Below are 8,061 nucleotides of genomic sequence, written 5' to 3'. Positions count from 1 at the left end.
GCTGCGATGAACAATGACTATATGATGCAAATTCTCAAGTGCTTTTGTCAAGCATGATTGAGATGCTCTTACCCTGGGTTTAGCCCCAAAATTCGATATGAAGCGACCTGACAACACTCAATTGAGTGTAAGAGACAAGCTTAAATCGATTTCACTGATTAGATACGCAGATGATTTTGTAGTCCTTCATGAGGATTTAGAAGTCATAAAGCTGTGTAAATTGGAGATAGAGAAGTGGTTGAGTGGCATTGGGTTAGAATTAAAACCGAGTAAGACAAGATTAGCCCACACCCTAAATAAATTAGTGGATGAAGAACCCGGATTCGATTTTTTAGGGTTTAACATCAGGCAATTCCCAGTCGGGAAATACAATTCAGGAACCAAAAGCAGGGGCGGATCACTAGGTTATAAGACTATTATCACCCCCAGTAAAGAGAGTCAGAAAAGGCACTACAGAAAAGTTGCTGAAGTAATAAATAAATAGCGAGGATTAAACCCAGCGATTTTAATTAAGAAAATCAATCCTATCATAAGGGGTTGGTGTAAATACTTCTCAACTGTCGTCAGCCAAAGAGTATTTGATAGGCTGAAGAATCTAGTGTTTTAAAAGCTCATGAAATGGGGTCGCCATCGTCATAGGAATAAAAGTAAAAAGTGGATAAGCCGCAAATACTTTAAAACCGTAGAAAGCAATAACTGGGTGTTCGCAACCGGAGAGGGTAACAATCCTCAAATGCTAATACAACATAGCTCCACCGAAATAAAGCGCTATGTAAAAGTAAAAGGGATGGCATCACCCTATGACGGGGACTGGATATATTGGAGTTCAAGAATGGGAGTACACCCCGAAATACCCGTAAGAGTGGCTAAATTACTCAAGCGACAAAAAGGGAAATGCGCTCACTGCGATAACTACTTCAAAGATGGAGATTCGATAGAGGTTGACCACATCGTCCCCAAATCGAAAGGTGGAAGGGACTCGTATGATAATTGGCAACTACTTCATCGACATTGCCACGACACAAAGACCGCCAATGATGGCAGTCTCGGTAACAAATCTAGCTGCAAAAGTGCTAAACCTAAGCCACCAGTGGAACCAAGCTCTTGGGTTTGGAAAAACGATATGTTGGTAACGACGTACTGATGACAACAGCCGTTTTATTGAGGAGCGGAATGATGGGAAACTATCACGTTCCGTTTTGGAGAGCAGTGGAGGAGGCGACTCCTTCGCTGACTTTAATTATTTTAAATTGGGAACCCAAGGCTATTGGGGGATAGCCTGCTTATCTTGGGATGGCCGACCACCCAACAGCGCAGGAAGTGAACGCCGAACTGTGATTAAAGATAGCTTTAGTCAAGTTTGGGGAAGTTTTACGAAGCAGATTGAGGATTTTTTTCACAGAGAACTTTCCTGCACCCACTTGTCACCTTGATAACCGGGTTTCTTGACTAAAAACCTAAGCTTTGCGATAATTTGCGAGCAATAAACCCGGTTGCTGATACCATGCAGCGTCTGGGGTAAATCTAAAATCTAAAATCTAAAATTGATTGGCTGACAAGCTGAAAAATCTTAAACTTGAACTTTACAGTAGTGATGAAGGAGTAAGACGTGGCAGAGCGGTTTCCCAAAGGATCGATATTATCGGTGATATCCTCGTCGATATCCTCTCCAAACTCCGGCTCAAAGCAGCCTAAGTCCGGCAAAGCAAGTCAGTCTGGCAACTCCGGCCGCCGTCGCCCTCCGCAACCGCCAAACGGCAATTCAGAAATTCGATCGCCCGAACCTGCGACTTTGCCACCGCAACAGGGCCGCGGCAGCAGAAATGGAGCCAATTCTCCCACATCTTCGGAAGAATTTACTACACAAGACTTTTTATCCGATCCCCGATCGGCAATTAACCCCAGAAAACCCAGAACCAGCAAAACTCCGCAGTCGAAGACTCGCCAACCACGCAAAAAAGCCCTCGCTGCTGTCGATATGTTTGAGTTTCCGGACCCGAATCAGGAGCGGGAAGATGTGAGTTTGATCGCCAGCAATCCCAACAGCCAGCTCCCAACTGCCACTCCCCCTGCCACCCGTGGAAGTCGTCCCAGTTCGCCCCCAACGCGCATTTCAGACACGGTAATCCCCGCAGATGCCAACAAACGCCCCGTGCCTAAACCGCGCCCACAAGCGAGTCAGAGACCGGGTAAACGCTCTGCACCTCGGAGCGTGCCGCCGTTGGTGTACGCTACTCGCTTGCTGATTTTGGGAGTTGGGATAGCGGTGATTTGCGGTACGCTGCTGTCGGTGGTAAATGCCGTCAGTCGAGCATCCACTGTAGCGACAGAAGAACAAACCACCGCAGGGCAGAAAAACCCAGCCGATAGCGCATCTGCGGCATCCGCAACCCCAGAAGTGCTGCAATTGAATCAAGAATTAGGAGCTTTGAAAACGCAAGTTCAGGTTTTAGCAACAGAAAATCCTAGTTTGACAGCCGGAATATTTCTAGTCGATTTAGATACTGGAAGCTACCTAAATTTTAATGGGGATACTGCTTTTGCTTCAGCTAGCACGATCAAAGTGCCAATTTTAGTAGCTTTTTTCCAAGCAGTAGATGAGGGCAAAGTGCAGTTAGATCAGATGCTGACGCTGAAGTCCGAACACATTGTCGGCGGTTCTGGAGATATGCAAGACCAGGCTGCGGGCAAGAAGTATTCGGCTTTGGAAGTTGCCCAAAAGATGATTGTTGTCAGCGACAATACGGCGACAAATATGATGATTGAGTTGTTGGGAGGTGCTGAAGTGTTGAATCAGCATTTTGCCAATTGGGGTTTGAAGGCGACGGTTCTCCGCAATAATTTGCCTGATTTGGAGGGAACTAATACTACCAGTCCGCAGGATTTGATTAATATCATAGCCCAGATCGATCGGGGTAATTTGGTATCTGTGAAATCGCGCGATCGTATTTTGCAAATCATGCGCCAAACTAGAAATGATTCTTTGCTGCCGAAAGGTTTAGGCGAAGGTTCAATTATTGCTCACAAAACCGGCAACATTGATACAATGCTAGCGGATGCGGGGATGGTGGATTTGCCGAACGGTAAGCGTTATTTGGTGGCGGTGATGGTGAAGCATTCGCCGGAAAGCGAGAAGCCAGCTCAAACATTGATTCGGGAGATTTCTCGGATGAGTTACCGCTATTTGTACGGTGGGGAAACGCCAGCCGAGTCACAAGTGAAAATTAAAAATTGAAAATTCAACCGGGTTTTTTCCGGCTAGTGTTGTAGACTTTATCAAACTATAAATCAGTTTGTATTATGAAACTAAGGAATAAACAATTAATAACTTGATTAATTAGTGTGAGTTGAGGTACGGCTCGATAGTTCCATTTGGGTAAATATTCATCAAAAACAATTTTCATGTTTTTCTTGAAATCATCACTCACCTTTCGACCAATTTTATAAATTTGATCGAGCACATTTACAACTACAGATAGACCCTTGTTAGTGTGAGTTTTTTCCATGAGACTTTTGACTAAATTTAGACTTGTAAAAATCACTCGTTGACAGGCTCTGGTTATATGAGGGAAGAGTCGATGTTCAATGGGATTGTATTTAGATGTATACGGAGGGTAATGAGCAATTGTGATCTCAATTCCAATTTCAGCGACTAATTTTTGTAAATCTTGTTTAAAGATATAATAATTAGCATTATTGCTGCCGCCACCATCACACTTAGCTAAAATCGAATTGGCATTGGGAGCAGCGGCTTTTCCATAATTATTCCACCAGTTTTTGATGGAGTCACAAGCAAATTCACTGGTCTCCTTACTGTTGCCTAATGTTACATACCCTCTATTTTTTTGGCAAGCGTAAATTCCCTGTGGAATTACTTTCCCGCAACCTAAACTCCAAAAATCATGGTAAGACAGTAAGGACAAGTTCGGTTGTATAAAGAGTACCGGAACGATACAAATCACCTAAAACTTCTTTCTTTTTGGTATCAAAACTAATAATGGGGTTGCCTGCTTCTCTATACTGTGTGTCGAGCCTAGCAAGTTTTTCAAATTGAGCATTAAGATTTTTATTACTTCCTATTGTTTGCTTTTTTTGGGCTTTTCGTTTTACATATCCATGCTTTTTTAAGAGTTTCGTTAGTAGGGGAAGACTGACAGAAAATCCGGCTTCTTTAAGTCCTAGAGCTATTTGTTTCTGTGTTAAATTAGTCCATTTAATTAACTCATTCATTGGGTCTCCGGCTGGGGAAAATTTTAAAACTTCTAAAAAGGCGGCATCAATTCCGATTTGGGTAGATAAAATAGTTTTTCTCCCACCTCCAGAATTTCTAATTTTTGAATTATTGACTGTCTCTATCTGTTGCTCCATTTTTTTTAAAATCTTCTATTCCCTGGAGGACGGTATTTCGACTACATCCCAAAAGTCGTATTATATAGCTAATTCCACCCCAGCCCAAGTTTTGAGCCTCTATCCCTGCATACCTTCTTTTATCTTTCTCTGATAAAGAGTTATAAAACTTCTTCATTTCTGACTCAATTGAACTAGAATAAAACCTGGGTTTCCAGGTAAAATAGTGTACTGTAATAAAAAAACTGTTGCAACTTGCTCTCAGTTTTGGTAAGGTAAGCGATCTACCCTTGTTCTTCATTGTATCTGATAATTCATCAAGTTATTGATTTTTCATTCCTAAACATCCGACTTGCTTGTCTGGTAGCGCTCTCAACTTTAGCTGTGGGAGTCTCCCCCACCTTGAGTAATGCTAATCCTGCTCCTGAATATGAGACTGACGGCGTGAGAGTGATCACCAATAGGACTTACGCATTGACAAAATAACCAAACAGTGAATGGATAAATAATTGTCGTCTACTTTCTAGGTATCGGACAAGGAGAAAAATAACTAAACCCTCTACGGCACAATGCAATATAGACCTTTACACCTGATTTTTGTTGTCCGAACCACCGCGTTGGGAGGATGTAGCAGATTATCAGAGATATTGGGAGATGTTGATCACGATTCTATCAATAGCTTTTTGTTAAGAGAAAGGTAGGAGCCGAAAGACTTATTCAGCGAGATTGAGAAAATAATCAACTTGACAGGAGGGATACTAAGTGTAGAGGATAAAGTCAGAGAAAAGATTGACAGCGACCCTAAAAATGCCGAATTGATTAGTTATTTTGGGTCAGGCAAAGCTCATAAAACTATTATTGGTTTAAATTTAATCACCCTATATTACAGCGATATTAATGGTAACGAGCGTCCCAATAAATTACAGAATTTATGATAAAAAGGAGGGAAAACCCAAAAGGATTACTTGAGAGAAATGGTGAGTGAAATAAGAAATTGGGGAGTCAAGCCAAAAATAGTAACAGGAGATAGTTGGTATTCAGAAGTGGAAAACTAGAAATTTCCAAAAAACCAGAATTTGGCTTTTATATTCGGAATTGAAAAAAAAAGGACTGTATCAAATGAGCCACATAATTATTGCCAGGTAAGCACTCTGGCAATTCCTGAGTCAGGATTAATAACTCATTTAAAAGAATTGGGATTTATAAAGTTGTTTAGAAAAAGCTTTTAAAAAAAGGCGTCTAGACACTCTATTTTCTCTTTGCCAAAGTGAGAAAAAATCCCTGAGATTACAAGAGATGAATTTATCACAATTCATGATACTGATTGGCGAATTGAAACCTTTCATAGAGCCATCAAGCAAGTATGTGGAATTTGTCGGTTCATGGTAAGAGATACCTGTGCAATCAAGACTCATGTATTTTGTTCACTTCCAGATGAGTGTTAAATTAGAGTTGATGCGGTCTGAAAAAATAATTAGTAACTGGTATGAAGTCCAAAGGAATCTATTCACTTCAGTTATACGTGAGCCGATTTTAGCAAACTTTAGTAGTGGTGGCCTTGTCTAGAATACATAGATGATGTTTTTTGTCAATGCGTAAGTCCTATTAGATTTTTTTCACCGAATTTTATATTGTTCGTAAGAGAGTTAATTTATAGCAGGCAAGATTTATTTAATTTGCAACAGCATTTAACCTTTGTGCTGTAAAATGTAGCAGTTCTCAGTTGCCGACTATATAGTAGAGACTTACCGAGGGCCTGTTTTCGTGTCGGCGATCGGCTAAAATCCCTGATAAATCTCGTTCTTAGCAAAGTCTCGATTAATAAAAATAATGCAACAGTAGGCTCGTAATCCAAACCCATACCAAATAAGCCATTCTCAATTCTAAAATCCAAAATCTAAAATCCAAAATCTAAAATGGTATGACTTTCATCTCCCTTCAATATGCCCTGTTTCTATTGGTTTTGTTCGCGGCTTACTGGTTGGTTCCGCTGCGGTGGTGGCGGCTGTTCATCATGTTGGTGGGTAGTTTAATTTTTTACGCTTCGCTGCAAATTTGGTACATTCCTCTGCTGTTAGTTGGTGCTTTGTTTAATTACTGCTTGGCGATGGCGATTGGGGAACCTCTGGATTGGCGGATTGCTAATGAATCTTGGAACCGCCGCCGTTTGTTGCTGCTGTGGATAGGCATCTGCCTGAATGTGTTGCTGCTTCTGGGCTTTAAGTATGTGCCTTTTTTATTGAGTTCGATCGGCACTTTGTTAAATTGGCCTTTAGCTATCGACGGGGCTGACTGGGTGAAAAGTCACGTCATCGCACCCCTGGGATTGAGTTTCTTTTGCTTTGAGTGCATTGCTTATTTGATTGACGTGTACCGAGGCGCGCCTGCTGCTACTTCGCTGCTGCACTTTGCTGCTTACAAGTTGTTTTTTCCAAAACTGATTTCCGGGCCGATTACTCGGTATCACAACTTGATATATCAACTGAAAACTCAGCAATTTCCGACGCCCGATCGCATTTCTGAGGGACTTTGGACGATCGCCTTTGGTGCAGTAAAAAAAGGTCTTTTCGCAGATAACTTGGGAATTTATGTCGATTTAAGCTTTACCAACTTGCAGCGGGCGGGTAGCGAGGATTTGTGGCTGGCTATTTTTGCTTACGGGCTGCAACTTTATCTCGATTTTAGTGGCTATGTTGACATGGCGCGCGGTACTGCTTTGCTGCTGGGTTGGTATTTGCCACCAAATTTTGATTTTCCTTATTTTAGTGCCAGCATAGCTGATTTTTGGCGACGCTGGCACATGACTTTAGGCGATTGGCTACGCAATTATTTGTATTTTCCTTTGGGCGGTTCGCGAGTCGGTTTGTGGCACACTTGTCTGAATTTGTCGATCGTCATGTTAATTGCGGGAATTTGGCACGGGGCAGCTTGGGGATTTATTGTGTGGGGGGGTTTACACGGTTTAGCTTTGGCGGTTCACAGGTTGACTGATGTGCTGTTTAAGCGGTTGCGGAGCGAGTTTTTGTGGGAAAATCCGATCGGGATTGCGATCGGTTGGCTATTGACTCAGGCGATGGTTTTTGGTACTTGGATTTTTTTCCGACTTCCCGATTTAAAGGATTCTGGATGGGCGATTTCGCATTTGTGGGGGCACCCTGCTGACGTGCAGTTTGCAGATAAAGTTTATGTGGAAGCTTTGGGTTTGGAAAGAGTACATTTAACTTGGATGTTGGCTGCTTTGGCTGTGGCGATGCTGGGGAATTATGCGTTGAGTCGGGGTTTGAAGTTGGAGTTAAATTGGCCTATAAAATTGGTGTTAGTGCCACTTTGTTTGTATGCGGTTTGGGTGTTGGCTCCCGAAGGCGGTTTGCCTTATATTTATTTTGATTTTTAGGGTATTATTTGATTTCCCGTAAAGTGTACAGCGCGAACCCTACGACGACATTGAGGTGCGCCGAAGTGATTCCCCGCTACCTATTAGTGTCAACTTAAGCTTTTAGTTCGCCAGTCCTCCCGCTGACCCAACAGTCCGCCAGGGAATGAATTCCCTGTCTCATAGCTAAAGTCCTCTCACAGAGGACTGAAGAACTCATTAGTCCTCATAAGCTGTTACGCATTTAAACCATTAACGATCCAGGTAATACCATTTTTTTAAAGATGTGATAGAGATAAAGAATGTAAAATCCAAGACCATCCGGTGAGAAAACCAATGAC

7 protein-coding genes and 2 pseudogenes are annotated in these 8,061 nt (G+C 42.2%); 7 read left to right on the top strand and 2 right to left on the bottom strand.

What is annotated here, in order from left to right:
• Window positions 1-97: 97 nt before the first annotated feature.
• The 5 genes and pseudogenes from QUA70_RS27385 to QUA70_RS27365 all read left to right on the top strand — a co-directional run bounded on the left by QUA70_RS27385 (window position 98) and on the right by QUA70_RS27365 (window position 3,235).
• Entirely contained in the window at window positions 98-484 is a 387-nt protein-coding gene (locus QUA70_RS27385; RefSeq protein WP_333336136.1) for a reverse transcriptase domain-containing protein, read from the top strand.
• Between the two features lie 15 nt (window positions 485-499).
• A pseudogene (locus QUA70_RS27380) lies at window positions 500-607 on the top strand (group II intron maturase-specific domain-containing protein); the annotation flags it as partial.
• A 6-nt stretch (window positions 608-613) separates the two neighbouring features.
• A complete protein-coding gene (locus tag QUA70_RS27375) occupies window positions 614-1,144 on the top strand; it encodes an HNH endonuclease signature motif containing protein (protein ID WP_333336134.1) in 531 nt (176 codons plus the stop codon).
• Window positions 1,105-1,278 (top strand): hypothetical protein, encoded by a 174-nt coding sequence (locus QUA70_RS27370; protein ID WP_333336141.1) that lies wholly within the window; start codon window positions 1,105-1,107, stop codon window positions 1,276-1,278. The genes QUA70_RS27375 and QUA70_RS27370 overlap by 40 nt, the downstream gene beginning before the upstream one ends.
• Window positions 1,279-1,645: 367 nt before the next feature.
• Window positions 1,646-3,235 carry a serine hydrolase gene (locus QUA70_RS27365; protein ID WP_333336131.1) on the top strand — a complete coding sequence of 530 codons (1,590 nt, stop codon included), beginning with the start codon at window positions 1,646-1,648 and terminating at the stop codon, window positions 3,233-3,235.
• 46 nt (window positions 3,236-3,281) lie between these two features.
• Here QUA70_RS27365 and QUA70_RS27360 read toward each other — a convergent pair whose 3' ends face one another.
• Entirely contained in the window at window positions 3,282-3,923 is a 642-nt protein-coding gene (locus tag QUA70_RS27360) for an ISAzo13 family transposase (RefSeq protein WP_333336128.1), read from the bottom strand.
• Window positions 3,901-4,368 carry an ISAzo13-like element transposase-related protein gene (locus tag QUA70_RS27355; protein WP_333336126.1) on the bottom strand — a complete coding sequence of 156 codons (468 nt, stop codon included), beginning with the start codon at window positions 4,366-4,368 and terminating at the stop codon, window positions 3,901-3,903. The genes QUA70_RS27360 and QUA70_RS27355 overlap by 23 nt, the downstream gene beginning before the upstream one ends.
• Before the next feature lie 576 nt (window positions 4,369-4,944).
• Between QUA70_RS27355 and QUA70_RS27350 the strand changes: the two are divergent.
• Both QUA70_RS27350 and QUA70_RS27345 read left to right on the top strand, forming a co-directional pair.
• Window positions 4,945-5,913, top strand: a pseudogene (locus QUA70_RS27350) (IS701 family transposase).
• A 355-nt stretch (window positions 5,914-6,268) separates the two neighbouring features.
• Window positions 6,269-7,741: an MBOAT family protein gene (locus QUA70_RS27345; protein WP_333336329.1), complete on the top strand. Its 1,473-nt coding sequence runs from the start codon at window positions 6,269-6,271 to the stop codon at window positions 7,739-7,741.
• Window positions 7,742-8,061: the final 320 nt, after the last annotated feature.

It is taken from the genome of Microcoleus sp. LAD1_D5, assembly GCF_036702115.1.
Lineage (GTDB): Bacteria > Cyanobacteriota > Cyanobacteriia > Cyanobacteriales > Microcoleaceae > Microcoleus.
The sequence above is the reverse complement of the archived record's forward strand: the minus strand, read 5'-3'. Positions and strand labels throughout refer to the sequence as shown.

Coding starts and splice junctions, on each gene's coding strand:
- QUA70_RS27375 (WP_333336134.1), top strand. CDS start 614: ATGAAATGGGGTCGCCATCGTCATAGGAATAAAAGTAAAAAGTGGATA.
- QUA70_RS27385 (WP_333336136.1), top strand. CDS start 98: ATGAAGCGACCTGACAACACTCAATTGAGTGTAAGAGACAAGCTTAAA.
- QUA70_RS27355 (WP_333336126.1), bottom strand. CDS start 4,368: ATGGAGCAACAGATAGAGACAGTCAATAATTCAAAAATTAGAAATTCT.
- QUA70_RS27345 (WP_333336329.1), top strand. CDS start 6,269: ATGACTTTCATCTCCCTTCAATATGCCCTGTTTCTATTGGTTTTGTTC.